We start from the raw sequence: 25,110 nt of genomic DNA, 5'->3' as shown, positions 1-25,110 counted from the left end.
CGTCACAGCGGCCGGTTGAGGATCGCCGGCCCGGTCTTGGCCAGCGTCACGATGAAGAAGAACAGCACGAGGCCGCCGAGCACGAGCGCGAGCGCGACCGAGCGGCGATTGCGCCTCGCCATGTCCTCCGGCGAGAAGGGAGCCGGTGGCTGCTTCTTGTCCTGCGGGTCCTGGCTCATCCCAGCACCTTGGGCAGTGCCCACATCAAGCCGAGGCCGTTCTCGGCCAGCAGCACGGCGAAGAGCAGGAAGAGATAGAGGATCGAGAAGCCGAACAGGGCATAGGCGGCCTTGTTGGCTGCTTCGCCTTCGGTGACCTTCAGCACGCGCAGCGACAGGCCGATCATGGCGAGCCCCGTCACCACCGAGACGATCAGGTAGATCAGCCCGCCGAAGCCCATCAGCGCCGGCAGCACCGCGACGGGGGCGAGCACCAGCGTATAGGCGACGATCTGGCGGCGCGTCGCGGCCGGGCCGGCGACGTTCGGCAGCATCGGGATGCCGGCGCGGGCGTAGTCAGCCGACTTCACCAGAGCGAGCGCCCAGAAATGCGGCGGCGTCCACAGGAAGATGATCGCGAACAGCACGATCGAGGTCAGGCCGAAATCGCCGGTGACCACCGCTTCGCCGATCATCGGCGGGAAGGCGCCGGCGGCGCCGCCGATGACGATGTTCTGCGGGGTCGCTCGCTTCAGCCACATCGAATAGACGACGGCGTAGAAGAAGATGGTGAAGGCCAGCATCGCCGCCGAGAGCAGATTGGCGACAAGGCCGAGCACCAGCACGGAGCCGATCGAGAGCGTCAGGCCGAAGGCGAGCGCTTCGGAGGGCAGGATGCGTCCGGCGGGAATGGGACGGTCGGCAGTGCGCGTCATCACCGCGTCGATGTCGGCGTCCCACCACATGTTGAGGCAGCCCGAGGCGCCGGCCCCGACTGCAATCGCCAAGAGAGCGGCAAAGCCGATCACCGGATTGACCATGCCGGGCGCTGCGACCATGCCGCCGAGCGCCGTCACGATCACGAGGAACATCACCCGGGGCTTGAGCAGCGCGAAGAAGTCGCGCGCCTCGCCGGTGGAACTCAGCGCGACACCGTCGTCAGCCTGGTTGATCTGATCGAAGGCAGCAGACATCGAAACTCGTTCACTTCAATTTTCGTGGTGCCCGAGGACACCGTTTGCGGGATCCGCCCGTCCCCGGAACGCCTCGTATCAGGCGCTCGGGGGAGGGGCGGCGGCGGGCTGTTGGGCCCGCCGCCGAAGTATTCAGTGGTCCGAGCCGGTGATGCGCGGCAGCGTCTCGAACTGGTGGAAGGGCGGCGGCGAGGACAGGGTCCACTCCAGCGTGGTCGCGCCTTCGCCCCACGGATTGTTGCCGGCGAGTTCCTTCTTCGTGAAGGCGACGACGATGCCGTAGAGCCAGATCAGGAGGCCGGCCGCGAAGATATAGGAGCCGATCGACGACCAGAAGTGCCAGCCGGCGAAGGCATCGGGATAGTCGACATAGTGCCGCGGCATGCCAGCGAGGCCGAGGAAGTGCTGCGGGAAGAACAGCAGGTTCGCGCCGATGAAGGCGACCCAGAAGTGCAGGCTGCCGATCCAGTCCGGGATGATGTAGCCGCTCATCTTCGGGAACCAGTAGTAGAAGCCCGCGAAGATGCCGAACACCGCGCCGAGCGACAGCACGTAGTGGAAGTGCGCCACCACGTAGTAGGTCGCGTGCAGCGAGCGGTCGAGGCCGGCATTGGCCAGCACCACGCCGGTGACGCCGCCGACGGTGAACAGGAAGATGAAGCCGACCGCCCAGAGCATCGGCGCGGTGAAGCGCAAGCTGCCGCCCCACATCGTCGCGATCCAGGAGAAGATCTTCACGCCCGTGGGCACCGCGATCACCATCGTCGCGAAGACGAAGTAGCGCTGCGTGTTGAGCGACAGGCCGACCGTGTACATGTGGTGGGCCCAGACGATGAACCCGACCACGCCGATCGCGACCATGGCGTAGGCCATGCCGAGATAGCCGAAAATCGGCTTCTTCGAGAAGGTCGAGATGATGTGGCTGACGATGCCGAAGGCCGGCAGGATCATGATGTACACTTCGGGGTGGCCGAAGAACCAGAACAGGTGCTGGTAGAGCACCGGATCGCCGCCGCCGGCCGGATCATAGAAGGTCGTGCCGAAGTTGCGGTCGGTCAGCAGCATGGTGATCGCACCGGCCAGGACCGGCAGCGCCAGCAGCAGCAGGAAGGCGGTGACCAGCACGCCCCAGGCGAACAGCGGCATCTTGTGCATGGTCATGCCAGGCGCGCGCATGTTCAGGATGGTCGTGATGAAGTTGATCGCGCCCAGGATCGAGGCCGCACCGGCAAGGTGGAGCGACAGGATGCCGAAATCGACCGACGGGCCGGGGTGGCCTGTCGAGGAGAATGGCGGATAGATCGTCCAGCCGGTGCCGACGCCGTGTGCGCCGGGGGCGCCCTCGACGAACATCGAGATCAGCAGCAGGATCAGACCCGCGACCGTCAGCCAGAACGAGATGTTGTTCATCCGCGGGAAGGCCATGTCCGGCGCGCCGATCATCAGCGGCACGAACCAGTTGCCGAAGCCGCCGATCACCGCGGGCATGACCATGAAGAAGATCATGATCAGGCCGTGGCCGGTGACGAAGACGTTGTAGCTCTGGCCGTTGGCGAAGATCTGCAGGCCCGGCTGCTGCAACTCGATGCGCATCATGATCGACAGGAAGCCGCCGATCAGGCCCGCGACGATCGAGAAGATCAGATAGAGCGTGCCGATATCCTTGTGGTTGGTCGATAGCAGCCAGCGGCGCCAGCCCGTCGGGGTGTGGTGCTCGTGGGCGTGGGCGTCGTCATGCCCGTGGGCGTGGGGAGCCGCGGTAGCCATGGAATTCGTCTCCTCCTGCGAATACGGTTCGCGTGAGTTCTTTTAGAATGTCGGGTTCAGCGGGCCGCTTCGGCGACCTTGCTGGTGGCGTCGGCTGCGTTGGCGAATTTCTGCTTCGCTTCCGCGAGCCAGGCCGTGTAGCGCTCCTGGCTGACGACGCGGATGGCGATCGGCATGAAGGCGTGGTTCTGGCCGCAGATGAACGAGCACTGGCCGTAGAAGATGCCTTCGCGGTCGGCCTTGAACCAAGTCTCGTTCAGGCGGCCGGGGATGGCGTCGATCTTCACGCCGAAGGCCGGCAGTGCGAACTTGTGGATGACGTCGGCGCCGGTGACCTGCAGGCGCACGATCTTGCCGACCGGGACGACCGCCTCGTTATCAACCGCGAGCAGACGGGGAGCCTCGGACTCGGCGATCTTCTTGGACTGGATCGCCTCGGCGCGCTGCTTCTCGTCGAGCATCAGCGAATCGAAGCCGAAGGCGGCGCCGTCCTGCGGATATTCATAGGACCAGTACCACTGCTTGCCGGTGACCTTCACAGTCATGTCGGCCTGCGGGATCTCGAGCTGCAGCTTGAGCAGGCGGAAGGAGGGGATCGCGATCACGACCAGGATCAGGACCGGGACGATCGTCCAGGCGACCTCGAGCAGCGCGTGGTGCGTCGTCTTGGAGGCGACCGGGTTGCGCTTCTCGTTGAAGCGCCAGGCGACATAGATCAGCAGCGCCAGCACGAACAGCGTGATGACGAAGATCAGGACGTTCACCCAGTCATGGAACCAGTGGATGAACGTCATCACCTCGGAATTGGCGGGCTGCAGGTTCAGCTGCCAGGGCTGGGGCATGCCGTTCTGAGCTGATGCGATGGCCGGCGAAAACGCCACCAGAGCCGCGGCAAAGGCCGCCAGCGCGTTCCTGAGAGGAGTGGTCACAAATCGCATCGGTCCGACATAGCTCCTTTGGTGCCGCGCGGCCCGCCTTCGTCAGCTTAAGACAGGCGCGCGCCGGGACCGCCACGTCTGGCCACCCCGGTTCTTCGGCATTGCGATAAATCAAAGATCACGCTTGCGCCAGTGGGGCAATGACAGGCTGTGACGCAGCCCGTGCGGCATAAGTACGCGACATGCGCATGGCTGCCGGGCGGCCGGTCGGTGCTTCCCGGCACGAGTCCGTCGCGCGAGCGTAGGTGATGCTTCGCCTTGACAGGAATCGGGACGCATGGTCGGAACGCACTCTCGTAATGGCGGGGGCGCCGTTCGGCGTGGGTATGCGCGCATTCCCACGCCTGGAAGAGGAGGACAGGGATGCGCTCAATCATCGGTCCCGTGGCCGCGGCGCTCGCCGTCCTCGGCTGCGGCTGGCTTTCGGCCACGCCGGCCCATGCGCAAGGTGCGGTGCGCTCCACCCATGGCGACTGGCAGATGCGCTGCGAGACGCCGCCGGGCGCCAAGGCCGAGCAATGCGCCCTCGTGCAGAACGTCGCGGCCGAGGATCGTCCGAATCTGACGCTGCTCGTCATCGTGCTGAAAACGGCCGATCAGAAGAGCCGGCTGCTGCGCGTCGTCGCCCCGCTCGGCGTGCTGCTGCCCTCCGGCCTCGGGCTCAAGATCGACGACAAGGATATCGGCCGCGCCGGCTTCGTGCGCTGCCTGACCACCGGCTGCGTCGCCGAGGTGGTGATGGACGATACCCTGCTCGGCCAGCTCAAGACTGGTAAGAGCGCCACATTCATCGTGTTTCAGACGCCGGAGGAAGGGGTCGGTATTCCGGTTTCGCTCAACGGATTCGGCCCCGGCGTGGAGGCTTTGCCGTGATTGATCGCTTTGCTGGCCGCTTCGGCCGGTTCATTCTGCCCGCCGGCCTGGCGCTTGCGCTCGCTGGTTGCGGTTCCTCCGGTTCGTCGAGCACCGGCGAGCCCAGCACCACGCAGAAGCTCGGCAATATTCTGATGTTCCAGTCGAGCACGCCGCCGGCGCCCAATCAGTTGCCGACCGATGACGAGGTCAATTTCATCTGCCCGCAGGTGGTCATCTCCGATGGCGGCGCCGCGATCCGCGCTCAGTCGGGGCCAGATAGCGGCAGTCTGCGCAGCCAGGTCTCGATCAACACCGTCGCGCGCGAATGCACGCAGGCGACCAAGGAGGGTGGTTTCAACCTCAAGGTCGGCATCGAGGGCCGTATCCTGATCGGCCCGGCCGGCAGCCCCGGCAATTATGGCGCGACGCTGTACACCCAGGTGATGCGCAACAACCAAGTCATCGCGCGGCGCAGCGCCCGCGTCGGCGGAGCGATCCCGAGTGGCCAGACCGGCGCCGATTTCTCGCATGTCGAGAGCAATATCGTCGTGCCGCCGGGCTCCGGCGAAGTGGAGATCGTCGTTGGCCTGAACCCGGGCGGCGGTGAACCGGCGCGGCGCAAACGCCGATAAGCGGCACGCAGCCGTGAAGTGAGGCGGGAGGCCGATTGACTCGGCCCCTCGCTCGTCTATTGCTGGCGAAGCCGCATCATCCCCGCGGGAGAGACCGGAGCCGGACTTGTCCGGCGCCGGCGCCGAAGGCGCAACCGCCCCGGAAACGCTCAGGCAAACGGACCGCGTGGGAATTGGCGCTCTGGAAAGTGGCGGGCCTTTGAGGTTCGCCCACCGACGGGGGTAACTCGCTCAAGGCTTTAAGCCCGGCGGGGAAATCTCTCAGGTCCCGAGACAGAGGGGGCGCGCTCCGGACGATTCTGTCCGGGGCTCGCGCTCGACTCTGGAAGGGATGCCATGGCTGCCGAAGCCGAGACTGCAAGCACCGAACCGCTGCTCGAGACGCCGCTTCACGCCCGCCATGTCACGCTGGGCGCGCGCATGGTGCCGTTCGCCGGCTACGACATGCCGGTGCAGTATCCCGCCGGCATCATGGCCGAGCACAACTGGACGCGCGAAAGCGCCGGCCTGTTCGACGTTTCCCATATGGGCCAGGCCTTCCTCGTTGGTCCCGACCACGAGACCACGGCCCGTGCGCTGGAAGCACTGATCCCGGCCGATATCGTCAACCTGCCGCCCGGCAAGCAGCGCTACTCGCAGCTGCTCAACGAGGAGGGCGGCATCCTCGACGATCTGATGGTGACGCGCTCGGCCGACCCGGACGAGGACGGCGCGCTGCTTCTGATCGTCAACGCCGCCTGCAAGACTGAAGACTACGCCCATATCGAGGCGCGGCTGCCGGCCAATGTGAAGCTGGTTAAGGCGGAGCATCGCGGCCTGATCGCCCTGCAGGGTCCGAAGGCCGAGGAGGCGCTCGCGGCGCTCAATCCCGAAGCCGCCGAGATGGGCTTCATGACCCTGCGCACGCTGAAGCTTGGCGGCGTCAAGGCCAATGTCAGCCGCTCCGGCTACACCGGCGAGGATGGCTACGAGATCTCCGCCGCGGCCGACCGCATCGGCGAGATCTGGGACGCGCTCCTGCTCGATTCTCGCGTCAAGCCGATCGGCCTCGGCGCCCGCGATTCGCTGCGGCTCGAAGCCGGGCTTTGCCTTTACGGCCATGACATCGACACCACGACCTCGCCGGTCGAGGCGGGGCTCAACTGGTCGATCCAGAAGCGCCGGCGCGAGGAAGGCGGCTTCCCGGGTGCAGCTCGTATCCAGCGCGAATTCGCCGAGAAGCCGGCCCGCATCCGCGTCGGCCTGCTGCCGGAAGGCCGTGCCCCGGCGCGTGAAGGGGCCGATATCGCGACCGCCGACGGCACCATCGTCGGCAAGGTCACCTCGGGCGGCTTCGGCCCGACGCTGAACGGCCCCTGCGCCATGGGCTACGTCGCCAGGGAGCATGCCGCTCCCGGCACCAAGCTCGACCTGATCGTGCGCGGCAAGCCGCTGCCGGCGACCATCGCCGCGATGCCTTTCGTCCCCAACCGCTACAAGCGCTGAACCCACCTGTTTCGTCGGAGGAAACCATGGCCGAGACCCGCTACACCAAGGACCACGAATACATCCGCATCGAGGGCGATACCGGCACGGTCGGCATCACCGACTATGCCCAGGGCCAGCTCGGCGACGTCGTCTTCGTCGAACTGCCTGCCGTCGGCAAGGCGCTCGCCAAGGGCGGCGAGGCCGCCGTCGTCGAGAGCGTCAAGGCGGCCTCCGAGGTCTACGCGCCGGTCTCCGGCGAGGTCGTCGCCGTCAACAGCGATCTCGAGGCTGCGCCCGGCACGGTCAACGAGGACCCGGCGGGCAAGGGCTGGTTCGTCAAGCTCAAGCTCACGAACACCGGCGAGCTCGACGGCCTGCTGAGCGAGGCCGAGTACCAGGACTACGTCAAGACGCTCTGAAACCGTCATTCTCGTCCGGAGATCCGAGAATCTCCGGACGAGAGGGCACTGGTTGAAGAGATGCTCGGGTCAGGCCCGAACATGACGCCATTCAAGGAACCTCCATGCGCTATCTCCCCCTGACCGAGACCGATCGCGAGGACATGCTCGCGCGCATCGGCGTACCCGACGTCGACGCGCTGTTTTCCGACGTGCCGGACGGCAAGTTGCTGAAAGAGCCGCTTGATTTGCCGCGCGCCAAGGGCGAGCTCGAGGTCGAGCGTATCCTCGGGCGGATGTCGGCGAAGAACATGGCGGCCGGCTCGGTGCCGTTCTTCGTCGGGGCAGGGGCCTACAAGCACCATGTCCCGGCGACGGTCGATCATCTGATCCAGCGCTCGGAATTCCTGACCAGCTACACCCCCTACCAGCCCGAGATCGCCCAGGGCACGCTGCAATATCTCTTCGAGTTCCAGACCCAGGTCGCAGGCCTGACCGGCATGGAGGTCGCCAACGCCTCGATGTATGATGGCTCGACCGGCACGGCCGAGGCGGTGCTGATGGCGCATCGCGTCACCAGGCGGCGCAAGGCGGTGCTGTCCGGCGGCCTGCACCCGCATTACACCCAGGTCGTCGAGACGCTCTCCGAGATGGCCAATGACGAGGTCGTGGCGTTGAAGCCCGACGTCCGCGCCACCGAGGATATCCTCAGCCAGATCGACGACAGCGTCTCCTGTGTCGTCGTGCAGTCGCCGGACGTCTTCGGCAATCTGCGTGATCTCAAGCCGATCGCCGACAAGGCGCACGCCCATGGTGCACTCCTCATCGCGGTCTTCACCGAGGTTGTCTCGCTCGGCGCCGTGATCCCACCGGGTGCGCAGGACGCCGACATCGTCGTCGGCGAGGGCCAGTCGATCGGCAATGCCCTGAACTTCGGCGGCCCCTATGTCGGCCTCTTCGCCGCCAAGTCGAAATATATCCGCCAGATGCCGGGCCGGCTCTGCGGCGAGACGGTCGATGCCGATGGCCGCCGCGGCTTCGTGCTGACGCTCTCGACGCGCGAGCAGCATATCCGCCGCGACAAGGCGACCTCGAACATCTGCACCAATTCCGGCCTCTGCGTGCTGGCCTTCACCATCCATATGACGCTGCTCGGCCAGGCCGGCCTGACCCGGCTTGCCGAGGTCAACCATGCCAATGCGGTCAAGCTCGCCGACGCGCTTTCCGGCGTGAAGGGTGCCGAGGTCCTGAACGAGAGCTTCTTCAACGAGTTCACCGTGAAGCTCGCCAAGCCGGCGGCCGAGGTGGCCGAGGCGCTCGCTGCCAAGGGCATTCTCGCCGGGGTGCCGGCCTCGCGCCTGCTGCCGGGCGCGGGCCTCGACGATCTGCTGATCGTCGCCAATACCGAAGTGAACACAGATGAAGATCGGGCGGCCTTCGTGGCGGTGCTCGCGGAGGTGCTGTGATGCTGAACCGTCAGGGACGTCCCAGCCAGGCCGGCGAGGCCGGGGCCGAGCGCCACGAGACCTTCACCGGCAACCGCGCGCTCCAGCAGATCGAGCCGCTGATCTTCGAGATCGGCCATCACGAGACGACTGGTGTCGACATCGACAAGCCGGCGCCGTTCAAGAGCCGCCTCGGCAAGCATGCCCGCCAGGGTGAGATCGGCCTGCCCGGCCTCTCCGAGCCCGAGGCGATGCGCCATTATGTGCGCCTGAGCCAGAAGAACTACGGCATCGACACCGGGCTCTTCCCGCTCGGCTCCTGCACGATGAAGCATAATGCCCGCCTCAACGAGAAGGTGGCGCGCCTGCCGGGCTTCTCCGACGTGCATCCGCTGCAGCCGGTCTCGACTGTGCCGGGCGCGCTCGATGTCATGCTCGAGCTCGCCCGCTATCTGATGACCCTGACCGGCATGCCGGCTGTGGCGCTCTCGCCCAAGGCCGGCGCCCATGGCGAAGCCTGCGGCATGATGGCGATCAAGGCCGCGATTGCCGCCAAGGGCGAAGGTGCGACCCGCAATGTCGTGCTGGTGCCTGAATCGGCCCATGGCACCAACCCGGCGACCGCGGCGCTGATCGGCTTTTCCGTGAAGTCGGTGCCGGCGCGCGCCGACGGCACGGTCGCGGTCGAGGACGTCAAGGCGCTGCTCGGCCCCGACGTCGCCGCGATCATGCTGACCAACCCCAATACCTGCGGCATCTTCGAGCCTCAGATCGTCGAGATCGCCGCGGCGATGCACGAGGCCGGCGCCTATTTCTACTGCGATGGCGCCAACTTCAACGCGATCGTCGGCAAGGCGCGGCCGGGCGATCTCGGCGTCGACGCCATGCACATCAACCTGCACAAGACTTTCTCGACCCCGCATGGGGGCGGTGGCCCGGGCGCCGGCCCGGTCGTGCTGTCGGAGCGGCTGGCGCCCTTCGCGCCGGTGCCGTTCATCCATATTGAAGGCGGCAAGTCGCGCCTCGTCGAGCACAAGGCTGATGCGCCTGCGGGTAACGCTCCCTTCGGCCGCATGACCGCCTTCCACGGCCAGATGGGCATGTATGTCCGCGCACTCGCCTACATGCTCAGCCATGGCGCCGACGGCATGAAGCAGGCTTCGGAAGACGCGGTGCTCAACGCCAACTATATCCGCGCCGGCCTCGCCGACCTGATGTCGCTGCCCTTCCCTGACCACCCCTCGATGCACGAGGCGTTGTTCGACGACGAATGGCTGAAGGGCACCGGGGTCACCACGCTCGACTTCGCCAAGGCGATGATCGACGAGGGCTATCACCCGATGACGGTATATTTCCCGCTGGTCGTCCACGGCGCCATGCTGATCGAGCCGACCGAGTCCGAATCGAAGGCCTCGCTCGATCTGTTCGTCGCGACGCTGCGCGACCTGGCCATCGCCGCCAAGGGCAACGACAAGAGCCGCTTTACCGCAGCTCCGCACCACGCCCCGCTGCGCCGCCTCGATGAGACGAGAGCCGCGCGCCAGCCGGTGCTGAAATGGGAGAAGCCCGCGCCAGCGAAGGACGCCGCGGAGTAGGGGACTTACGGCTGGTCGATCCAGGGATCGACCAGCCGCAGGCCGAGGCGATCGAAGTCGCGGATGTTGCGCGTGACGAGCGTCAGATCGCGCATCCGGCTCGTCGCCGCAATCAACCCGTCCATGGGTTCGAGATTCGCGCCGCTTCGGCGCGACCACGCCATGAGGTCGCCCCAGGCCAATGCGATGTCGTGTGCGACCTCGATGATGCGACCGTCGAAACGCTGTGGCAGGTCGGCGCCGAGCCAGGTTTCCAGCGCATCGCGCCGCTTACCAGTTGCCAGCAATGCGACACCGCAGCGTATCTCTGCAAGGGTGATCACGCTGATGAAGAACTCGTTCTGGGGCTTCGTCCGAATGAATTGAGCTACATTCGGCGACAGGTCCCGTTTGGCGAGTTCGGACACCACGTTGGTGTCGAGCAGGAAGCTCAAAGGTCGACCTTTCGAAAGCCGCCCCTGAAGCGTTCAATCTCGATCCCGCTGTCATACAGCGGCGAGTTCTGGAAGAACTCGACGAGCGTGCCTTTCCGCTCCGTCTTCTTCTCCCATTCCTCCACCGACACCAGCACCGCCGCCGGCTTGCCGTTGCGGGTCACCGTCTGCGGGCCTTCGGATTTCGCCTTGTCGATGAGTTCGGAGAAGCGTGCCTTGGCGGTGGCGACGCTCCAGCTCGTCTTCGATGCCGATGTCATGCGCGGCCTCCGTTCGAAATGACCATGATGACTATATGGGTCATTCCTTCTCGCCGGCAAGGCGAGCTGACTTATGGTCAGCGTCCTGGCTTGCCTTAAGGCTTCCTTGACCATATGCGAGGGAAGCTTCCGACGGCGTGTATCCTCGCGCCTTGGAAGCTCGCCCATGTATCGCGTTCGCCTTCGCCATGTGCTCGCAGCCGCGGTCTCCTTCGCGGCGATGCTCTCGGCCTCCCGTGCCGAGGAGCCGGGCTATGGCCCCAAGACCTATGACCGCACGCTCGAGGCGCTGATCACGCATGAGGACATTGCTGGCCGCGGTGGCTGGCCGAAGGTGCCGGGTGCCGCAGCTGCGCTGAAGCCCGATTCGCAGGGACCGGACGTCGCGCTGCTGAAGCAGCGCCTGATGCTGAGCGGCGACCTGTCGCCGGACGCCTTGCCGGGAGACATCTACGACGCGACCGTCATTGCCGCGGTGAAGCGTTTCCAGCGCCGTCACGGCCTGTCCGAGCTCGGCACCGTCGGCCGCCTGACCTTGAAATCCCTCAACGTCCCGGTTGAGATTCGCCTCAACCAGCTCACTGCGACGCTGGAGCGGCTGAAGGGCAACGGCTTCAGCTTCACCGAGCGCTACGTCGTGGTGAACATCCCCGGCGCCAGCGTCGAGGCGGTGGAGAAGGGCGCGGTGCAGCGCCGGCATCTAGCCATTGTCGGCCGGCCCGACCGGGCCTCGCCAGTGCTGCAGGCCAGTATCACTTCGGTCAACCTCAATCCCTATTGGACGGTGCCGATGTCGATCGTGAAGGCCGACATCATCCCGAAGATGCGCAAGGAACCGGACTTCATCGCCAAGTCCAACATGAAGCTGCTCGGCGCCGAGAACCGCGAGATCGATCCGGCCAGCGTGAACTGGGCGAGCCTGACCAACCCGTATTTCTACGTCCGGCAGGAGCCGGGACCGACCAACTCGCTCGGCCAGCTCAAGATCGATATGCCGAACAGCGAGGCGGTCTACATGCATGACACGCCGAAGAAGTCGCTCTTCCGCAACGATATCCGTTTCAACTCCTCGGGCTGCGCCCGCATCGAGGGCGTGCGCGACCTCGCAGCCTGGTTGCTCGAGGGCACCGAGTGGACTCAACCGGCGATCGAGGCCGAGATCGCCAAGGGCGAGCGCAAGAACATCACGCTGAAGAAGGCGGTGCCGGTCGCCTGGGTCTACATGACCGGCTGGCAGGATGCCGAAGGGCTGGTGCAGTTCCGCGACGACATCTACGGGCTCGATACGCCGCAAGGCATCGTCACCTCGACAATCCAGCCGCGCCGGCCGAAGCCCAAGCCGGTAGTCGCGCCGACGGCAGCGCCCGCCACGGCGAAGCTGCCTCAGCCTGTCGTCAGACCAGCCATGTCGAAGTCTGCGGCCGCTCCGGTCCCGATGCCGCTCCCGCCGCCTGGGACGGCTGTCGCCATCCAGTAGGGCCGGCGCTCTTACGCCTCGATCCGCAATGCAAATGAAAACGCCGCGGTCCAAAGACCGCGGCGTTCTTGTTTTCTTGCCTGAGGCGCAGGAGCTCAGTTGAGCTTGGCGCGCACGTCCTTGAGACCGGCGGCGATCAGGTCGGCGCCGGCCTTGCCGGCGACCTGGCCGCGCAGGATGACCTCGGCGGCGCGGGCCGCGGCCTCGGCGGCGGCGGCACGGACCTCGGCGGTAGCCTGCGTCTCGGCCTGGGCGATCTTGTCCTCGGCCGACTTGGTCCGCCGGGTGACGAACTCAGCCAGCTTCTCCTCGGCATCCTTGGCGAGGCGCTGGGCCTCGTCCTTGGCGTTGGCGACGATCGCCTCGGCCTCGGCCTCGGCCGCCTTGCGCTTGCCCTCGTACTCGGCGAGCAGCAGCTCGGCCTCGTGACGCAGGCGCCTCGCTTCCGCGAGTTCGCGGGCGACGAGCTCGCCGCGCGCGTCGAGCGCGCCGACGAGGCTCTTGAACGCACCCATCTTCGCCGCCATGGCGAGGAAGATGACGGTTCCGACGAAGACCCAGAAGGTTGGATTGGCGAGCAGGGTCATGTCATCAGCCTCCCAGCGCGGTCTTGACCGCCTTGGCAGCCTCGGCGGGAGCCGGGGCCGTGCCGGTCAGATGGCCGACGATCGCGCCGGCCGCATCGGCGGCGATCGCGTCGACATGGCTCATCGCCTCGGTCTTGGTGGCGACGATCTTGGCCTCGGCATCGGCGAGCTTGGCGGCAAGATCGGCTTCGACCGTCTTGCGCCGCGCGGCGCTGTCGGCGTTGACCTTCTCGCGGGTCTCCTGCGCGATCGCCTGCGACTTGGCGCGGGCTTCGGCAAGTGACTTCTCATAGGCCTGGCCGGCCTCTTCGGCCTTCGTCTTCATCGCGGCCGCCTCGTCGAGATCGTTGCCGATCTTGTTGGCGCGATCCTCGAGAATGTTGCCGAGGCGCGGCACGATGACCTTTGCGGAGAGCCAATAGAGGGCGCCGAAGGTGATCGCGAGCCAGAGCAGCTGCGAGGCGAAGGTATCGCCCTGGAACGGCGGGAAGCTGCCGCCATGGGCGGGAGCGGCGCCGCCATGGGCGGTCGTTCCGGTGGTCGTGGCTGGCGCTGCCATCACTGAACCTCATCCGGCCGCACGAGCCCGAACGGTTCGCACGGCGATAGGGAAGGGAGGCGGGAGCCCGCCGTGTGACGCCCCGCAGGGAGTCGCTTGCGGCAGGCTCGGGTAGCGTTCGCGATCAGACCGCGAAGAGCAGCAGAAGCGCGATCAGCAGCGAGAAGATGCCGAGCGCTTCGGTCAGCGCGAAGCCGAGCAGCAGGGTGCCGCGCTGGCCATCGGCCGCCGACGGGTTGCGCAGGGCGCCCGAGAGGAACTGGCCGAACAGGTTGCCGAGACCGATGCCCGCGCCGGCCATGCCGAGGCAAGCGAGACCAGCGCCGATGTACTTGGCAGCTTGGGGATCCATGGAAGTGCTCCTTAGGGGGATGGTTGTGACAGTCGAGGGGTGAACTTGGGATCAGGGCCGCTCAGTGGCCCGGATGCAAGGCGTCGTGCAGGTAGATGCAGGTCAGCACGGCGAAGACATAGGCCTGCAGCACCGCCACCAGGAACTCGAGCGCGACGATCGCGACAGTGAGCAGGAGCGGCAGCGGCGACAGGACGATCCAGCCGCCGGCGAAGACCAGCGTCGCCACGAAGCCGGCGAAGATCTTCAGCGCGATGTGGCCGGCGAGCAGGTTGGCGAAGAGGCGGACCGACAGGCTGATCGGGCGCGACACGAAGGAGATCACCTCGATCGGCACCAGGATGATCAGCATCAGCGGATGCACGCCCTTGGGCACGAACAGGCCGAAGAAATGCGCGCCATGCTTGGCGATGCCGTAGATGATGACGGTGAGGATCACGATCGCGGCGAGAGCGGCGGTGACGACCAGATGGCTGGTCACGGTGAAGGCGCCGGGGATCAGGCCGAGCAGGTTGCAGACCAGCACGAACATGAAGAGCGAGAACACCAGCGGCACGAACTTCATGCCGTCATGGCCGGCAGAGTCCTTTACCGTGCTGGCGACGAACTCGTAGCCCATCTCCGCCAGAGCCTGCAGCCGGCCCGGGACCAGCGAGCGGTTGCGCGTGCCGTAGACGAAGAGCAGCCCGATGATGGCGACGGCGATGGCCATGAAGAGGCCGGAGTTGGTGAAAGCGATCTCGCTTCCGCCGATCTTGCCGAACGACACGATCGGCTTGATCTCGAATTGTTCGATCGGACTAGCCATCTGTCGCCCTTGTTCCTGCCATAAGACGGCCCCTTTCGGAGCCGCGCCTCAGTTCTGCGCGCTCGACTTATCGTCAGCGCGCGATTTCATCAAGCCCGCTGCGCGCACGACGTTCATCACGCCAGCGCCGAAACCGAGCATCAGCAGGACGATCATCCCGAAGGGCGCCGTCCCAAACCATTTGTCTACGGCCCAGCCGAGCCCGCCACCGACGATGATGCCGGCGATGAATTCGGTGGAAAGCCGCATCGCCTGACCGATTCCACTGGAATCGGCCTTGGCGCTTTCGCGCCGGCTTTCGGCCTCCGCCTGGCTGGACACACGCTTCAAACCCGCATCAAGCGATTTGAGCCGGCTCTCCAGGCTCGCATCCGTTTCGGCAGGCTCTCGCGGGCCCGGACCTTTTTCGTCCTGGCCCGTCATCTCAGATAGACCGCCATCATGACACGACCCTTCCGTGCTCGGTTCGCGAAAGAACCGGACAATACCGGATTTGTCGCTGATTTGCGCTGCCTGAGCCGGCCGATCCATTGCCGGATCGCCATGGCGGGCGCTCATCGGAGTGCCGATCGTTCCAAGCGATGAAAAAGCCCCACCGCTCGGTAAAATCGGGCGCACCATATTGACGGGTCCAAGTGGTGTCAAGCTGAGCGGGTGGCGATTAATGCATTGAAAAATAAAATGATTTTAGAGTGCGGCAAAGCGTTCGGAACGATTCTTGTGCGATGCGGCAACTGCGTCAGACGGCTTCGCGAATACGCTCCGCGGTATCGAGATCGACCGAGACCATCTGGCTCACCCCGCGCTCCGCCATGGTGACGCCGAAGAGCCTGTCCATGCGCGCCATGGTGATCGGGTTGTGGGTGATCAGGATGAAGCGCGTCGCGGTGTTACGCGCCATCTCCTCGAGCAGGTCGCAGTAGCGCTCGACATTGGCGTCGTCGAGCGGCGCGTCGACCTCGTCGAGCACGCAGATCGGCGAGGGATTGGTCAGGAACACGGCGAAGATCAGCGCGGTCGCGGTCAGAGCCTGCTCGCCGCCGGAGAGCAGCGTCATCACCTGCGGCTTTTTGCCCGGGGGCCGCGCGATGATTTCGAGACCCGCTTCGAGCGGATCTTCCGAATCGACCAGCGAGAGCTCTGCCGTGCCGCCGCCGAACAGCACCCCGAACAGATGCTGGAAATGGCCGTTGACGATCTCGAATGCGGCAAGAAGCCGCTCCCTGCCTTCGCGGTTGAGTGCACCGATCGCCTGGCGCAGGCGCCGAATCGCCTCGGTCAGGTCGTCGCGCTCGGTCGCGAGGCCGGTGCGCTTGCCCTGGACCTCGGTCAGTTCGTCGTCGGCGCGCAGGTTGACGGCGCCCAGCCGTTCGCGCTCGGCCTTGAGCCCGCCGAGCCGGCGCTCGACATCCTCGGCATCCGGCGGCGTGTCTCCGACCTTCAGCCCGGCGATCTGATGCAGGCCGGCGACCTCGGTCTCCAGCCCGTCGACGATCTGGCGCACGACATCGGCAAGGCGTTGCCGCCCCGCATCGAGCCGCGCCTCGGCGCTCGCCCTGCCTTCGCGCGCCGCCGCCAGACCTTCCAGCGCCGCGCGCGCCTGCCGGTCGGCCTCGGCCTGCGTGGCCTCGCCGGCGGCGAGCTTGTCGGCGGCGGTGCGGCGGGCGCCCTCGGCAGTCTCGATCTCGGCCAGGAGCCGGCGGCGCTCGACCAGGAAGGTGTCGGGTGCCTCCAACAGCGCCCTGTGCTCGGCCGCTGCCGTCTCGATTCGCCGGCGCGTATCGGTCGCGCTCTGCTCGCTCGTCGCTGCCCGCTCGCGCCAGGCCCGCAGATCCCCTGCGATCGCCTCGCGCCGGCGGCCGCGCAACTCGGCCTCGCGCCCCTGCGTCTGCACCCGCGCCCGGGCTTCGGACGCTGCCGCGCGCCGCTCGCCCAGTTCGGCCCGCGCGGCGAGCAGGGCGCTCTCCAATTCGGGTGCCGCGGCCAAGCCGGCGAGATCCTGATTCGCGGCCTCAGTCTGTGCCTGCGCATCGGCGATGTTTTGGCCGAGCCGGCCGATCGCCTCGGTCAGGGCCGAGCGGCGGGCCGCGGTCTCGCCGGCCTTGCGCTCGGCCTGGGCCAGCCGCTCGCGGGCTTGGTCGAGATTGCGACGCGTCTCGCGTGCCGCCTCCAGTGCTTTCGTCTCGGACTGTGCCGCAGCCTTGGTGTGCTCGCTCGCCTGGTCGAGGCCATCACGCGCCGCTTCGGACGCCTCACGCGCCGCTTGCGCTTCGCGTTCGAGATCGCCGAGCCGGTTCTTTTCGGCGAGCCGGCGGGCGGCGGGCGAGGGCGCCTCGGCCGCGCTGGTGAAGCCGTCCCAGCGCCAGATATCGCCTTCGCGCGAGACCAGGCGCTGGCCCGGCAGCAGCTTCGGCCGCAAGGCAGCGCCATCCGCCCGGGCGACGACGCCGATCTGGCGGAGCCGTCGGGCGAGCGCCGCCGGCCCGCGGACATGCTGAGCGAGCGGTTCGACGCCATCGGGAAGGGCGGGGTCGTTCTCGCCGCCGCCGCTCTCGGACCAATGCGCCGGCGCCGCCGGATCGGCCGAGGCGTCGAGATCGTCGCCGAGGGCTGCGCCGAGCGCCGTCTCATAGCCCTTGGCGGCCGCGATCGCGTCGAGCACGGCTGGCCAGCGTCCGCCCGCTGCCGGAGCGAGCAGCTTCTGCAAGGTGCGGACCTCGGTTTCGAGGCGCTGCGCCTTGCGATCGGCTTCCGCGACCGGCCCGCGCAATTGCGTTTCGTGTTCACGAGCCGCGGCGAGGGAACTGCGCGCTGCGCCGGCGGCCGCATCTGCGCTTTGCATCGCCATCTCGGCAGTCGCGACCGTGGTGCGCAAGCCGTCGAGCGAGGCGGCGGTTCCGTCGGCATCGAGTGCCGCCTGGTCGCGCTGCAGTCGTTCGCGCTCGCCGGCATGGCGGGCTTCGCGTTCCCTGGCCTCGCGCAGGGCGCGTTCGAGCGCGCCGCGCCGGGCGGCGAGCTCGGACAGCCGGGCCTGCACCGCGGCATGCTCGGCTTCCGCCGCTGCCAGCGCCTTCTCGGCCTCGGCGAGCTCGGTCGCCGCAATCTGGCTGCCGCCGGCCGCAGCCTCGGCCTCCAGTCGCAGGCCCTCATCCTCGGCCGTCAGCCGCGACAGGCTGTCGCTCGCATCCTTGCCGAGGCTGTCCTGCCGGGCGAGATCGCTCCGCAGCTCGGCGAGCCGCTTCGCCAATTCTTCGGTGCGTTGCTTGGCGCGCCGGTTCTCGGCCTCGATCTCGTCGAGGCCGCGCTTCAGTCGCACGAGTGCCGCAGCCGCGGCCGCCTCGCTCTCGCGCAGTGCCGGCAGCGCATGCGCCGCGATCGCCTGCAGCCGCGCCGCTTCCGCCTGCACGCCGGTCTTGTCGGCGACCTCGCGCACCGCCGCTTCGAGGGCCCGCTCGGCCACCGCCTCCTGCGTGCGCGCCTCGTGATGGGCGATCAGCGCCAGCACGGCCTCGGCCTTGCGGATGTCCGAGGCGAGGTTGCGATAGCGCGTCGCTTGGCGCGCCTGGCGCTGCAGTGCCTCGACCTGCCCGTCGATCTCGGCGAGCACGTCCTCGAGCCGGTTGAGATTGTCCTCGGCGCCCTTGAGGCGCAGCTCCGCCTCGTGCCGGCGGCTGTGCAGCCCGGCGATGCCGGCGGCGTCTTCCAGGATACGCCGGCGCGATTGTGGCTTGGCGGAGATGATCTCGCTGATCTGGCCTTGGCGCACCAGCGCCGGCGAGCGCGCTCCGGTCGCGGCGTCCGCGAAGAGGAGCTGTACGTCGCGGGCGCGCACCTCCTTGCCGTTGATGCGGTAGGTCGAGCCTTCCTCGCGCTCGATCCGGCGCGTGACCTCGAGAACCTCGGCATCGTTGAAGGCGGCTGGCGCTTTGCGGTCGCTATTGTCGAGCGTGAGCGCGACCTCGGCCATGTTGCGGGCCGGGCGCTCGGACGAGCCGCCAAAGATGACGTCGTCCATGCCCGAGCCGCGCATGTTCTTGAACGAGCTTTCGCCCATCACCCAGCGCAGGGCTTCGACAAGATTGGATTTGCCGCAGCCATTGGGCCCGACAATGCCGGTCAACCCCGGCTCGATCTGGAACTCGGCCGGTTCGACGAAGGTCTTGAAGCCGGCGAGCTTGAGGCGCGTCAGATGCATCGACGCGCCATCACGCTATCGGCCGGCTCAGCTGCCGAGCAGCGGCTCGATGATCTTGTCGAACTCGGCGAGGCTGAGTGCACCGGAGCGCTTCTGCCCATTGATAAAGAAGGTCGGGGTGGAGTCCACGCCAGCCTTGGCCCCACCTTCCTTAACCTGCGTGACAGCGTCGTAAATGTCCTGCCGTTTCAGGCAGGCCTCGAAAGATTCCTGTGTGAAACCGGCCTGCTTGACCAGGCTGGAGAGCGCATCGACCGGCTTTTCAGTGAAGGCCCAGTTGCGCTGCTGCGCGAACAGCAGGTCGGTCAACGGGTAGTACTTGTCGGTGCCGTTGCAGCGCGCCAGCATGAAGCCGGCCGTGGCGAGCGGATCGAGCGGGAATTCGCGCAGCACGAAGCGCACTTTGCCGGTGTCGATGTACTTCGCCTTCAGCGCCGGCCAGGTGTCCTTGTGGAAGGTGGCGCAGTGGCTGCAGGTCAGCGAGGCGTACTCGATGATCGAGACCTTGGCGTCGGGGCTGCCGAGCCAGACGTCGCCGAGCGGGTTGGCGACACCGGGAAGCGTCTGGGCCGAGGCGCCCTGGCCGGCGAGAAGCGGCGAGAGGGCCAAGGCGGCGGAGCCGATCAACACCTGGCGGCGGCTGGTCATGAGACAATCCCTGATGCGACGTAATTGCTGCGGACCATAGTCACCAGCAGGATTGTGGCAAGATCGGTTCGCCGCTTCCTGCTCACGAAGCCGTGTCGTCGGCCGCGGCCTGGCGCCGCTGCGCGATGCCGCGCCCGAGCCGCGCCAGTGCCTCACGCAACTCGATGCTCTCGACGCCTGCGACCTGCGCCTCGATCCGGGCCAGAGCGGCCGGGTCCGGCGGCGGGGCGGGCTTCGGCGCGTCCGGCAGCGCGACCGGTCCCTGCTTCAGCACCAGCTTGCCGACGGCGCGCCAGCCGAGATGGCTGTTGACCCGCTCCAGCACGAGGGGGCCGAGCTGCTGCATCTCCAGCGCGAAGGCGCCCTCGACGCGTACCACCAGCGTCGCCGGGTCCGAGAGCTCACCCGGCGCGCCACGCCGCCGCGGCCAGTCGATCTTGAGCGGCCGCGTGCGCTGCGCCAGCCGCTCGCCGACGATCTCCGGCCAGAACGCCACGACAGAGCGCCCGGCGAAGCCCTGCGCGGCGAGCGCGGGGGCGAGGCAGTCGTCGATCAGTTCGGCGAGGGGTTTTGCGACCATGCCGCTACCTTACAACTGCTGCTCCCGATAGACAGCCCGTTGCGCTGCCGAAGGGATGCTTGCTTAGCTTGGCTGCCGCGCTACATCGGAAGCCATGGACGCTTCCGCTCCCCAGGCCCGCGCTGCCGATCTCCTCACCTGGTATGACCGCCATCGCCGCGTCCTGCCCTGGCGTGCGCTGCCGGGCGAGCGGGCCGATCCCTACCGGGTCTGGGTCTCCGAGATCATGCTGCAGCAGACCACGATCGCAGCGGTGAAGCCCTATTTCGAGCGCTTCATGGCACGCTTCCCGAGCGTCGAGGCCTTGGCCGCCGCGCCGTCCGAGAACGTCATGCAGGCCTGGGCTGGGCTCGGCTACTATTCCCGCGCCCGCAATCTCCATGCCTGTGCACAGGCGGTCGCGGCCACACATGGCGGCCGATTCCCCGATACCGAGGAGGGCCTGCGCGTCTTGCCGGGCATCGGCGCCTATACGGCAGGCGCCGTCGCGGCGATCGCCTTCGACCGGCCGGCGGTCGCGGTCGACGGCAATGTCGAGCGGGTGATCACCCGGCTCTTCGCGATCGAGGACGTGATGCCGGGCGCCAAGCCGCTGATCCGCGAGCGGGTGCTGGCATTGCTGTCGCACGGCCGGCCCGGAGATTTCGCGCAGGCGCTGATGGATCTCGGCGCGACCATCTGCACGCCGCGTTCGCCGGCCTGCGGGCTCTGCCCCTGGCGCGAGCCCTGCCGGGCGCGCATCGCCGGCACGCAAGAGAGCTTTCCGCGCAAGGCGGCGAAGAAGACCGGCAAGACGCGCTATGGCGCGGCCTTCGTCGCGATGCGCGAGGATGGTGCCGTGCTGGTCCGCACCCGGCCGGCCAAAGGTTTGCTCGGCGGCATGGTCGAAGTGCCCGGTGGCGACTGGCGGGCGGATTACGAGGTGGATGATGCCCTGCGCGATGCGCCGGTGTCGGCGAAATGGCGCCGGCTGATGCTGCCGGTCCGCCACGTCTTCACGCATTTCTCGCTGGAGCTGACGATCTTCGCCGGGCGCGTGCCGCTGGAGACGCAGGCGCCGGAGGGCATGCGCTTCACGCCGTTCAATCGGCTGAAGGAGGAAGCGTTTCCCAATGTCTTCCTGAAGGCGCTCGAGGCCGGGCTGGAAGATCTGCAGCGGCCTTAGGCCGCCGCCATCTGCGTCCTGATCTCGCCGCGCAGCGCGTCGAGCAGCAGGGCTTTGCCCTCGCGCTCGACATGCCAGAAGGTCCAGCCATTGCAGGCCGGGAGCCCCTGCGCCAGCGCGCCGACCTTGTGGATCGAGCCGACGGCCGGGCCGAGCACGAGGGTGCCGTCGGCGCGGATCGTGGCGCTGTGGCGGCGCTTCTCGTCGAAGACGCGCTCACCTGCCTTCACCAGCCCGGCCTCGACCAGGCTGAGGAAGGGCACGCGCGGCTCGGTGCGTTTCGACGGCGCCGTGGCGAAGGCTTCCGGGGGCAGCGGCTGAACCGCAGCGATGCGCTCGCGCGCCGCCTTGGCGTAGACCTGCTCGCGCTCGATGCCGATGAAATGGCGGCCGAGCGCCTTGGCGACGGCGCCGGTCGTGCCGGTGCCGAAGAAGGGGTCGAGCACGACGTCGCCGGGATTGCTGGCCGAGAGCAGCACGCGGGCAAGCAGCGATTCGGGCTTCTGGGTCGGATGGACCTTGGTGCCCTTCTCGTCCTTCAGGCGCTCATCGCCGGTGCACAGCGGCAGATACCAGTCCGAGCGCATCTGCAGGTCGTCATTGCCGCCCTTCAGCGCCTCGTAATGGAAGGTGTACTTCGAGGCTTCGCCGCGCGCCGCCCAGATCAGCGTCTCATGCGCATTGGTGAAGCGCCTGCCGCGGAAATTCGGCATCGGGTTGGCCTTGCGCCAGACGATGTCGTTCAGCATCCAGAAGCCGAGATCCTGCAGGATCGAGCCGACCCGGAAGATGTTGTGATAGGAGCCGATCACCCAGAGCGCGCCGTCGGGCTTCAGCGCCCGGCGGCAGGCGGTGAGCCAGGCGCGGGTGAAGGCGTCGTAATCGGCGAAGGAGGCGAACTTGTCCCAGTCGTCGTCGACGGCGTCGACGAGGCTGTCGTCGGGGCGGCGCAGATCGCCACCGAGCTGCAAGTTATAAGGCGGATCGGCGAAGACGAGGTCGACGCTGCCTGGCGGCAGGGCCTCGATCGCGGCGACGCAATCGCCGACGATCACCTGATCGAGCGGCAGCTCCCGAGGGAGAATCTGGGTGTGGAGAAGGCTCTTGGCCTTCATCCGGGCCCCCAGCGCAGGCCGTCCGGTACGCGAAACCTGAATCCGGACGGGAGCGCTGGCGGTCCCGGTACGCGAGGTACTCATGACGCCAAGACCGTTACGCAACTTCAATGCTCGCGATCCTGGCCGGTCAGGGTAAAGGTCGGGTTTCCGCGTTGAAAAAAATGCGTCCCATTCTGGGGCTGCAGATTTTGCCTAGCCCTTTGAATATGTTATGAAATTCGTAACGGAAGTTAAGGAAGGGTAAGGGGCCTGCAGCTGCCGTTGCGGCAGTTTGGGGCTCTGCGCGGGGCTCCGGAGCGTCACTCTGGCAGGTAGATTTCGGCCTTCATGAAGGTCGCAGCCTGCCCGGTGACGAGCACGCGCTCTCCCGCCAGTTCGCAGCCGAGATGCCCGCCGCGCGCTGAGGCCTGGAAGGCTTCGAGGCGGGTCTTGCCGAGCTCGCGGGCCCAGTATGGGACCAGAGTCGCGTGGATCGAGCCGGTGACCGGATCTTCCGGGATCCCGGCGCTGGGGGCGAAATAGCGCGAGACGAAATCATGGTTCTCGCCTCGCGCCGTGATGCCGAAGCAGAGCGGGGCGAGGGTCGCGATCGCAGCGGCATCGGGCATGAATGCCCGTACGGCCTCTTCGTCCGCGAGAACGGCGAAGACGTTCTCGAAATTGCGGAAGAGCGCGCGCGGCGGAACCGGAAAGAGCGCGGCGATCGCGGGAGGCAGTGCCTCGACCGGCTCCGGAGCGAAGGCCGGCAGATCGAGCCGGTAGCCATTCCCGAGCTGCGAAACGCGGATCGGGCCGACGCGGGTGACGAATTCCATATCGCCGCGGACACGATGGACGCTGGCGAGGACATGCGCGGTCGCGAGCGTGGCATGACCGCAGAAGTTGACTTCATGGGCCGGGGTAAACCAGCGCAGGTCCCAGCCGTTGCCGTTTGGGCGCGCGAAAGCGGTCTCGGCGAGATTGTTCTCGTTGGCGATGGCCTGCATCGTCGCTTCCGGCAGCCAGTCGTCCAGGATGAGGACGGCGGCCGGATTGCCGGCGAACACTCGGTCGGTGAAGGCGTCGACCTGATGCATCGTCAAAATGGTCATGGTGCCTCCGGCAAGCTCAGCCAAGCGAGCGCGACCAGACACCTTTGATCGGGGAGAAGGAATAGCGGTGCGCGGGGCAGGGGCCATGCGTCTTCAGCGCGGCACGATGCGCAGCGGTCCCGTAGCCGGCATGGTTGGCGAAGCCATAGGCAGGGTAGGTCAGCGAAAGCCGCGCCATCATCCGGTCGCGCATCACCTTGGCGACGATCGAGGCCGCGGCGATCGAGGCGATCAGCCCGTCACCGCCGATGATCGACTCGCAACCGCAGGCCAGCGCCGGCGGGTCATTGCCATCGACCAGCACGAGATCGGGCGACAGCGGCAGCGCTGCAACCGCACGCCGCATGGCGAGCAGGGTCGCCTGCCGGATGTTGATCGTGTCGATCTCGGTCGCCGAGGCGCTGCCGATGCCGATGGCCAGCGCGCTGGCCAGGATCAGGACGGCGAGTTCCTCGCGGCGGGCGGCTGAAAGTTCCTTGGAATCCGCCAGCCCCTCCGGGATCGCGAGGGGATCGAGAATGACGGAGGCCGCGACGACCGGGCCGGCGAGGGGCCCGCGCCCAACCTCGTCCACGCCGGCGACGCGGGCGCGCCCGGCAATCATCGCGGCCTGCTCGCGGCTGAAATCGGCGGTCATGGCCTCGCTATGCCAGATCGGGATGCGAAGGTCTGCCGCCGGCTGGATCACATCCACAACTCAGGCCGGAGCCATGAAGAACATGTGCAAGGCGTCCACGGTCGCCATCGGGCGCTCTTCCGGGAAGAAATGCCCACCCGCCACCGCGCCGCCCTCGACCGCGACAGCCCAGCGACGCCAGATCGCGAGCGGCCCGCCATCCGCTTGATACCATTGCGCCAGAGCGCCCTCCGCACTCCACAGGGCGAGCACGGGACAGGCGATCCGCCGTCCGTCTCGCTGGTCCTCGGCATCGTGCTCGCGATCGATTGCGGCGGCCGCCCGGTACTCCTCGCAGATCGCATGGATGTGGCCGGGAGAGCGAAGGGCTTCGATGTAGGCTGCACGCACGGCAGATGAGAAGGTCGAGGCCGGGCTGCCCCAGCCATTAAGCGCGCTGTCGATGATCGCGTCCGGAGCTGCTGCGATCAGGCGCTCGGGCAGGGGCTCGGGTTGGGCGAGCAGCGTCCACGGCCAGAAGCCGAGGGCAAAGCGGGCATCGGCCCGATCCCAGGCTTCGGCTGTCGGTACGATGTCGAGCACGGCGAGCTTGGTGATCGTCTCGGGATGGTCGAGCGCCAGGCGATAGGCGACGCGACCACCGCGGTCGTGCCCGGCCACGGCGAAGCGCGTGAAGCCCAGCTTCGCCATGACCGCGACCATGTCGGCGGCGAGGGCACGCTTGCTATAGGGCGCGTGGTCAGCGGTCGAGGATGGGCAAGAACTCGCGCCATAGCCGCGCAGATCGGCACAGATGACGGTGAGCTCATCCGCCAGCAACGGAGCCACGTCCCGCCACATCAGATGCGTCTGCGGAAAGCCGTGCAACAGCAGGAGTGGCGGGCCGGAACCCTTTCTCCGCAGGAAGATCTCGGCGTCTTCCGTTGCAATGATCTCGCTGCTGAAATCGTCCATGACGGCCTCCGCTTCA

The 25,110-nt window shown here is 67.2% G+C and carries 26 protein-coding genes and 1 riboswitch; of the genes, 8 read left to right on the top strand and 18 right to left on the bottom strand.

What is annotated here, in order from left to right:
- Positions 1 to 2 precede the first annotated feature (2 nt).
- The 4 genes from ASE66_RS31925 to coxB form a co-directional block, all read right to left on the bottom strand.
- Positions 3 to 179 (bottom strand): hypothetical protein, encoded by a 177-nt coding sequence (locus ASE66_RS31925; protein ID WP_156411986.1) that lies wholly within the window; start codon positions 177 to 179, stop codon positions 3 to 5.
- Positions 176 to 1,132 (bottom strand): heme o synthase, encoded by a 957-nt coding sequence (locus tag ASE66_RS01690; protein ID WP_057187839.1) that lies wholly within the window; start codon positions 1,130 to 1,132, stop codon positions 176 to 178. The genes ASE66_RS31925 and ASE66_RS01690 overlap by 4 nt, the downstream gene beginning before the upstream one ends.
- Positions 1,133 to 1,264: 132 nt before the next feature.
- Positions 1,265 to 2,899 (bottom strand): cytochrome c oxidase subunit I, encoded by a 1,635-nt coding sequence (gene ctaD, locus ASE66_RS01685; protein WP_057187838.1) that lies wholly within the window; start codon positions 2,897 to 2,899, stop codon positions 1,265 to 1,267.
- A gap of 56 nt (positions 2,900 to 2,955) precedes the next feature.
- On the bottom strand, positions 2,956 to 3,837 hold the full coding sequence (gene coxB, locus ASE66_RS01680; RefSeq protein ID WP_057187837.1) for a cytochrome c oxidase subunit II: 882 nt from the start codon (positions 3,835 to 3,837) through the stop codon (positions 2,956 to 2,958).
- A 363-nt stretch (positions 3,838 to 4,200) separates the two neighbouring features.
- On the opposite strand from coxB, the gene ASE66_RS01675 reads away from it, so the two are divergent.
- The 6 genes from ASE66_RS01675 to gcvPB all read left to right on the top strand — a co-directional run bounded on the left by ASE66_RS01675 (position 4,201) and on the right by gcvPB (position 10,229).
- A complete protein-coding gene (locus ASE66_RS01675) occupies positions 4,201 to 4,710 on the top strand; it encodes an invasion associated locus B family protein (RefSeq protein ID WP_057187836.1) in 510 nt (169 codons plus the stop codon).
- Positions 4,707 to 5,324: a hypothetical protein gene (locus ASE66_RS01670; protein ID WP_057187835.1), complete on the top strand. Its 618-nt coding sequence runs from the start codon at positions 4,707 to 4,709 to the stop codon at positions 5,322 to 5,324. The genes ASE66_RS01675 and ASE66_RS01670 overlap by 4 nt, the downstream gene beginning before the upstream one ends.
- A 75-nt stretch (positions 5,325 to 5,399) precedes the next feature.
- Positions 5,400 to 5,499: riboswitch (glycine riboswitch) on the top strand.
- Between the two features lie 161 nt (positions 5,500 to 5,660).
- Positions 5,661 to 6,809 carry a glycine cleavage system aminomethyltransferase GcvT gene (gene gcvT / locus ASE66_RS01665; protein WP_057187834.1) on the top strand — a complete coding sequence of 383 codons (1,149 nt, stop codon included), beginning with the start codon at positions 5,661 to 5,663 and terminating at the stop codon, positions 6,807 to 6,809.
- A 26-nt stretch (positions 6,810 to 6,835) separates the two neighbouring features.
- Positions 6,836 to 7,210 carry a glycine cleavage system protein GcvH gene (gene gcvH, locus ASE66_RS01660; RefSeq protein ID WP_057187833.1) on the top strand — a complete coding sequence of 125 codons (375 nt, stop codon included), beginning with the start codon at positions 6,836 to 6,838 and terminating at the stop codon, positions 7,208 to 7,210.
- A 104-nt stretch (positions 7,211 to 7,314) separates the two neighbouring features.
- Positions 7,315 to 8,655: an aminomethyl-transferring glycine dehydrogenase subunit GcvPA gene (gene gcvPA / locus ASE66_RS01655; RefSeq protein WP_057187832.1), complete on the top strand. Its 1,341-nt coding sequence runs from the start codon at positions 7,315 to 7,317 to the stop codon at positions 8,653 to 8,655.
- Entirely contained in the window at positions 8,655 to 10,229 is a 1,575-nt protein-coding gene (gene gcvPB, locus ASE66_RS01650) for an aminomethyl-transferring glycine dehydrogenase subunit GcvPB (RefSeq protein WP_057187831.1), read from the top strand. Before gcvPA ends, gcvPB begins: the two co-directional genes overlap by 1 nt.
- Before the next feature lie 5 nt (positions 10,230 to 10,234).
- On the opposite strand, the gene ASE66_RS01645 is transcribed toward gcvPB, so the two are convergent.
- Together ASE66_RS01645 and ASE66_RS01640 are read right to left on the bottom strand one after the other, a co-directional pair.
- Complete coding sequence (locus ASE66_RS01645) at positions 10,235 to 10,663, bottom strand: type II toxin-antitoxin system VapC family toxin (RefSeq protein WP_057187830.1); 429 nt, start codon at positions 10,661 to 10,663, stop codon at positions 10,235 to 10,237.
- A complete protein-coding gene (locus ASE66_RS01640) occupies positions 10,660 to 10,923 on the bottom strand; it encodes a type II toxin-antitoxin system Phd/YefM family antitoxin (protein WP_057187829.1) in 264 nt (87 codons plus the stop codon). The genes ASE66_RS01645 and ASE66_RS01640 overlap by 4 nt, the downstream gene beginning before the upstream one ends.
- Before the next feature lie 166 nt (positions 10,924 to 11,089).
- Between ASE66_RS01640 and ASE66_RS01635 the strand changes: the two genes are divergently transcribed.
- Entirely contained in the window at positions 11,090 to 12,400 is a 1,311-nt protein-coding gene (locus ASE66_RS01635; RefSeq protein WP_057187828.1) for a L,D-transpeptidase family protein, read from the top strand.
- Between the two features lie 95 nt (positions 12,401 to 12,495).
- On the opposite strand, the gene ASE66_RS01630 is transcribed toward ASE66_RS01635, so the two are convergent.
- From ASE66_RS01630 to ASE66_RS01595, 8 genes are all read right to left on the bottom strand, one after another.
- Positions 12,496 to 12,987, bottom strand: a complete 492-nt coding sequence (locus ASE66_RS01630; protein ID WP_057187827.1) for an ATP F0F1 synthase subunit B — start codon at positions 12,985 to 12,987, stop codon at positions 12,496 to 12,498.
- A 4-nt stretch (positions 12,988 to 12,991) separates the two neighbouring features.
- Positions 12,992 to 13,546: a hypothetical protein gene (locus tag ASE66_RS01625; RefSeq protein WP_057187826.1), complete on the bottom strand. Its 555-nt coding sequence runs from the start codon at positions 13,544 to 13,546 to the stop codon at positions 12,992 to 12,994.
- Positions 13,547 to 13,670: 124 nt separating this feature from the next.
- Positions 13,671 to 13,898 (bottom strand): F0F1 ATP synthase subunit C, encoded by a 228-nt coding sequence (locus tag ASE66_RS01620; RefSeq protein WP_057187825.1) that lies wholly within the window; start codon positions 13,896 to 13,898, stop codon positions 13,671 to 13,673.
- Positions 13,899 to 13,959: 61 nt separating this feature from the next.
- Positions 13,960 to 14,706 carry a F0F1 ATP synthase subunit A gene (locus ASE66_RS01615; protein WP_057187824.1) on the bottom strand — a complete coding sequence of 249 codons (747 nt, stop codon included), beginning with the start codon at positions 14,704 to 14,706 and terminating at the stop codon, positions 13,960 to 13,962.
- Between the two features lie 48 nt (positions 14,707 to 14,754).
- On the bottom strand, positions 14,755 to 15,264 hold the full coding sequence (locus ASE66_RS01610) for an AtpZ/AtpI family protein (RefSeq protein WP_244494771.1): 510 nt from the start codon (positions 15,262 to 15,264) through the stop codon (positions 14,755 to 14,757).
- Between the two features lie 181 nt (positions 15,265 to 15,445).
- The gene (locus ASE66_RS01605; RefSeq protein ID WP_057187822.1) at positions 15,446 to 18,901 is read right to left on the bottom strand and encodes a chromosome segregation SMC family protein; all 3,456 of its coding nucleotides are present in this window, start codon (positions 18,899 to 18,901) and stop codon (positions 15,446 to 15,448) included.
- Between the two features lie 27 nt (positions 18,902 to 18,928).
- The gene (locus ASE66_RS01600) at positions 18,929 to 19,549 is read right to left on the bottom strand and encodes a DsbA family protein (RefSeq protein ID WP_057187821.1); all 621 of its coding nucleotides are present in this window, start codon (positions 19,547 to 19,549) and stop codon (positions 18,929 to 18,931) included.
- Positions 19,550 to 19,631: 82 nt separating this feature from the next.
- The gene (locus ASE66_RS01595; RefSeq protein ID WP_057187820.1) at positions 19,632 to 20,129 is read right to left on the bottom strand and encodes a DUF721 domain-containing protein; all 498 of its coding nucleotides are present in this window, start codon (positions 20,127 to 20,129) and stop codon (positions 19,632 to 19,634) included.
- Positions 20,130 to 20,223: 94 nt separating this feature from the next.
- Here ASE66_RS01595 and mutY point away from each other — a divergent pair, with 94 nt between their 5' ends.
- On the top strand, positions 20,224 to 21,294 hold the full coding sequence (gene mutY, locus ASE66_RS01590; RefSeq protein WP_057187819.1) for an A/G-specific adenine glycosylase: 1,071 nt from the start codon (positions 20,224 to 20,226) through the stop codon (positions 21,292 to 21,294).
- On the opposite strand, the gene ASE66_RS01585 is transcribed toward mutY, so the two are convergent.
- The 4 genes from ASE66_RS01585 to ASE66_RS01570 all read right to left on the bottom strand — a co-directional run bounded on the left by ASE66_RS01585 (position 21,291) and on the right by ASE66_RS01570 (position 25,094).
- Positions 21,291 to 22,493, bottom strand: coding sequence for a site-specific DNA-methyltransferase (locus ASE66_RS01585; RefSeq protein ID WP_156411985.1), 1,203 nt, complete (start codon positions 22,491 to 22,493; stop codon positions 21,291 to 21,293). The two genes, mutY and ASE66_RS01585, sit on opposite strands and share 4 nt — an antisense overlap.
- 218 nt (positions 22,494 to 22,711) lie before the next feature.
- Positions 22,712 to 23,503 (bottom strand): PhzF family phenazine biosynthesis protein, encoded by a 792-nt coding sequence (locus ASE66_RS01580; RefSeq protein WP_244494770.1) that lies wholly within the window; start codon positions 23,501 to 23,503, stop codon positions 22,712 to 22,714.
- Positions 23,504 to 23,519: 16 nt separating this feature from the next.
- A complete protein-coding gene (locus tag ASE66_RS01575) occupies positions 23,520 to 24,140 on the bottom strand; it encodes a ribonuclease HII (protein WP_057188634.1) in 621 nt (206 codons plus the stop codon).
- A 60-nt stretch (positions 24,141 to 24,200) separates the two neighbouring features.
- Positions 24,201 to 25,094 carry an alpha/beta fold hydrolase gene (locus ASE66_RS01570; protein WP_057187817.1) on the bottom strand — a complete coding sequence of 298 codons (894 nt, stop codon included), beginning with the start codon at positions 25,092 to 25,094 and terminating at the stop codon, positions 24,201 to 24,203.
- Positions 25,095 to 25,110: the final 16 nt, after the last annotated feature.

It is taken from the genome of Allobosea sp. Root483D1, assembly GCF_001429505.1.
Lineage (GTDB): Bacteria > Pseudomonadota > Alphaproteobacteria > Rhizobiales > Beijerinckiaceae > Allobosea.
Note: the sequence above shows the minus strand (reverse complement) of the source record. Positions and strands in the feature narration are given on the sequence as shown.

What these genes read in the sequence shown, in the direction of transcription:
- ASE66_RS31925 (WP_156411986.1), bottom strand. Translation starts at nt 179, where the DNA reads ATGAGCCAGGACCCGCAGGACAAGAAGCAGCCACCGGCTCCCTTCTCG.
- ASE66_RS01690 (WP_057187839.1), bottom strand. Translation starts at nt 1,132, where the DNA reads ATGTCTGCTGCCTTCGATCAGATCAACCAGGCTGACGACGGTGTCGCG.
- ctaD (WP_057187838.1), bottom strand. Translation starts at nt 2,899, where the DNA reads ATGGCTACCGCGGCTCCCCACGCCCACGGGCATGACGACGCCCACGCC.
- coxB (WP_057187837.1), bottom strand. Translation starts at nt 3,837, where the DNA reads ATGCGATTTGTGACCACTCCTCTCAGGAACGCGCTGGCGGCCTTTGCC.
- ASE66_RS01675 (WP_057187836.1), top strand. Translation starts at nt 4,201, where the DNA reads ATGCGCTCAATCATCGGTCCCGTGGCCGCGGCGCTCGCCGTCCTCGGC.
- gcvT (WP_057187834.1), top strand. Translation starts at nt 5,661, where the DNA reads ATGGCTGCCGAAGCCGAGACTGCAAGCACCGAACCGCTGCTCGAGACG.
- gcvH (WP_057187833.1), top strand. Translation starts at nt 6,836, where the DNA reads ATGGCCGAGACCCGCTACACCAAGGACCACGAATACATCCGCATCGAG.
- gcvPA (WP_057187832.1), top strand. Translation starts at nt 7,315, where the DNA reads ATGCGCTATCTCCCCCTGACCGAGACCGATCGCGAGGACATGCTCGCG.
- gcvPB (WP_057187831.1), top strand. Translation starts at nt 8,655, where the DNA reads ATGCTGAACCGTCAGGGACGTCCCAGCCAGGCCGGCGAGGCCGGGGCC.
- ASE66_RS01640 (WP_057187829.1), bottom strand. Translation starts at nt 10,923, where the DNA reads ATGACATCGGCATCGAAGACGAGCTGGAGCGTCGCCACCGCCAAGGCA.
- ASE66_RS01635 (WP_057187828.1), top strand. Translation starts at nt 11,090, where the DNA reads ATGTATCGCGTTCGCCTTCGCCATGTGCTCGCAGCCGCGGTCTCCTTC.
- ASE66_RS01630 (WP_057187827.1), bottom strand. Translation starts at nt 12,987, where the DNA reads ATGACCCTGCTCGCCAATCCAACCTTCTGGGTCTTCGTCGGAACCGTC.
- ASE66_RS01625 (WP_057187826.1), bottom strand. Translation starts at nt 13,546, where the DNA reads ATGGCAGCGCCAGCCACGACCACCGGAACGACCGCCCATGGCGGCGCC.
- ASE66_RS01620 (WP_057187825.1), bottom strand. Translation starts at nt 13,898, where the DNA reads ATGGATCCCCAAGCTGCCAAGTACATCGGCGCTGGTCTCGCTTGCCTC.
- ASE66_RS01615 (WP_057187824.1), bottom strand. Translation starts at nt 14,706, where the DNA reads ATGGCTAGTCCGATCGAACAATTCGAGATCAAGCCGATCGTGTCGTTC.
- ASE66_RS01610 (WP_244494771.1), bottom strand. Translation starts at nt 15,264, where the DNA reads ATGAGCGCCCGCCATGGCGATCCGGCAATGGATCGGCCGGCTCAGGCA.
- ASE66_RS01605 (WP_057187822.1), bottom strand. Translation starts at nt 18,901, where the DNA reads ATGCATCTGACGCGCCTCAAGCTCGCCGGCTTCAAGACCTTCGTCGAA.
- ASE66_RS01600 (WP_057187821.1), bottom strand. Translation starts at nt 19,549, where the DNA reads ATGACCAGCCGCCGCCAGGTGTTGATCGGCTCCGCCGCCTTGGCCCTC.
- ASE66_RS01595 (WP_057187820.1), bottom strand. Translation starts at nt 20,129, where the DNA reads ATGGTCGCAAAACCCCTCGCCGAACTGATCGACGACTGCCTCGCCCCC.
- mutY (WP_057187819.1), top strand. Translation starts at nt 20,224, where the DNA reads ATGGACGCTTCCGCTCCCCAGGCCCGCGCTGCCGATCTCCTCACCTGG.
- ASE66_RS01585 (WP_156411985.1), bottom strand. Translation starts at nt 22,493, where the DNA reads ATGAGTACCTCGCGTACCGGGACCGCCAGCGCTCCCGTCCGGATTCAG.
- ASE66_RS01580 (WP_244494770.1), bottom strand. Translation starts at nt 23,503, where the DNA reads ATGACCATTTTGACGATGCATCAGGTCGACGCCTTCACCGACCGAGTG.
- ASE66_RS01575 (WP_057188634.1), bottom strand. Translation starts at nt 24,140, where the DNA reads ATGACCGCCGATTTCAGCCGCGAGCAGGCCGCGATGATTGCCGGGCGC.
- ASE66_RS01570 (WP_057187817.1), bottom strand. Translation starts at nt 25,094, where the DNA reads ATGGACGATTTCAGCAGCGAGATCATTGCAACGGAAGACGCCGAGATC.